The organism is Falsiroseomonas sp. RANM36, assembly GCF_056682175.1.
In genome coordinates this window covers 277,259-278,793 of record NZ_JBWXTD010000007.1, presented here as the reverse complement: position 1 = coordinate 278,793, position 1,535 = coordinate 277,259, and the positions used below count along the sequence as shown (strand labels likewise).

Here is a 1,535-nt window from a genome sequence, read left to right as displayed (position 1 = left end):
CCCGCTGGGGGGGGGGGGGGGGGGGCGGGGGGGGGGGGGGGCGCCGCCGGCGAGGCGAAGAGCCAGTTCCTCGCGCGCATGTCGCATGAGCTGCGCACGCCGCTGAACGGCATCCTCGGCTTCGCGCAGGTGCTGCTGAACGATCCCGGGCTCAACACCGCGCAGCGCGAGCAGGTGGCGACGCTGAACGAGGCCGGGCGGCACCTGCTGGAATTGGTGAACGGCCTGCTCGACCTCTCCAAGATCGAGGCCGGCAAGCTGGAGCTGCATCCGCGCCCGGTGGCGCTGCGCCCGCTGCTGGATGCCTGCGCCGGCCTGCTCGCCCCGGAAGTGGCGCGCAAGGGGCTCCGCTTCACGCTCGATGTCGCGCCCGGCACGCCGGAGGGTGTGGAGGCGGACCCGACGCGGGTGCGGCAGATGCTGCTGAACCTGCTCGGCAATGCGGTGAAGTTCACCCCGGAAGGCGGCCGCGTGCAGCTCCGGGTGCGGCGCCTGGCCGATGGCCTCGGGATCAGGCTCGAAGTGCAGGACAGCGGGCCAGGCATCCCGGCCGAGAAGCGCCACCTCCTGTTCGAGGATTTCGCCCAGCTCGCCGCCGCCCCGGGCCAGGAGCAGCCGGGCACCGGCCTCGGCCTCGCCATCTCCGCGCGGCTTGCCGGTGCGATGGGCGGGCGGATCGGCTGCGACACGGAGATAGAGCGGGGCGCGCTGTTCTGGGTGGAGCTGCCGCTGCGCGAGGTGGCGCCGCCGGCCCCCGCGCCGGCCGAGCCGCCGCCGCTGCGCCGCGGCAGCGCAGAGGCGCGGCGGCTCAAGGTCCTGGTGGCCGACGATGTCGCGGCCAACCGGATGGTGGCGCGCGCGATGCTGGTCGCTGCGGGCCATGCGGTGGATTCCGCCTCGGACGGCGCCGAGGCAGTGGCGGCGGTGGAGCGCGAGGCCTACGACGTCGTGCTGATGGACGTGCAGATGCCGGTGATGGACGGGCTGGAGGCCACGCGGCGCATCCGGGCGCTGCCCGGCTTGCGCGGTCGCATCCCGATCCTCGCCGTCACCGCCTCGGCGCTGCCGGAACAGATCGCCGCATGCCACGAAGCCGGCATGGACGGGCACCTGGCGAAGCCGATCGACCGCGAATCGCTGCTGGCGGTGGTCGGGCGCCTCGCAGCCGGTCACGGCGCGGAAGGCGCCGCCGCGCCGGCGAGCCCGCTCCCCGACGCCCCGCTCGTGGACAGCGCCGCGCTGGCAAGCCTTGCTGCCGATCTCGGCCCGACCTCTGCCGTGGTGATCGCAGAGTTCGTCGCCGAGTTGCGCCTTGGCGTCGAGACGGTGGGGGCGGAGGCGATGGAGCGCGACCAGCAGCGTCTGCGCCAGGCGGCGCATCGCCTGCTCGGTGCGGCGCGCACGCTCGGCGCCAAGCGCCTGGCGCAGGCGATCGAGGCGCTGCAGCAGCGGCTGCGCGCAAGCGCCCCGATCGCCGAGGCGCTGCAGCAGGTGCGCGTCGTCGGCGCGGCGACGGTGCCGGCGCGGGGGGCGCG

1 protein-coding gene is annotated in these 1,535 nt (G+C 75.4%); it reads left to right on the top strand.

Annotated elements, in window-relative coordinates:
- The coding region (locus AC1MIR_RS25480) for an ATP-binding protein (protein WP_480030971.1) at window positions 1-1,535 on the top strand (1,535 nt) is incomplete at both ends.